The 350-nt window shown below is 61.7% G+C and carries 2 tRNA genes; both read left to right on the top strand.

Annotated features, from left to right (window positions below):
* The first annotated feature begins 1 nt into the window (after nucleotide 1).
* Nucleotides 2–79 (top strand) — tRNA-Asp (locus tag H6A16_RS10605).
* 169 nt (nucleotides 80–248) lie between these two features.
* A tRNA-Asp gene (locus tag H6A16_RS10600) sits at nucleotides 249–326 on the top strand.
* Nucleotides 327–350: the final 24 nt, after the last annotated feature.

Here is a 350-nt window from a genome sequence, read left to right as displayed (position 1 = left end):
TGGGGAGTTAGCTCAGTTTGGTTAGAGCGCCGGCCTGTCACGTCGGAGGTCGCGGGTTCGAGCCCCGTACTTCCCGCCATCGCAATTCAAGCCCCGCCTCGTGTGGGGCTTTTTGCTGTCGATGCGCGTGCTGCCTGTGCTGCATGGCTCGGGCGGCGCACGTTGTGGTGTGCTTGTGAAGCCGAAATGCCCTCTAGCCATATCTCGGGAACCCGATATACTTATCACTCGCAGCGACGAGCTGTGATGGGGAGTTAGCTCAGTTTGGTTAGAGCGCCGGCCTGTCACGTCGGAGGTCGCGGGTTCGAGCCCCGTACTTCCCGCCATCGCAATTCAAGCCCCGCCTCGTG

Source organism: Collinsella tanakaei, from assembly GCF_016900375.1.
GTDB lineage: Bacteria > Actinomycetota > Coriobacteriia > Coriobacteriales > Coriobacteriaceae > Collinsella.
This window is presented reverse-complemented; position numbering and strand designations above follow the sequence as displayed.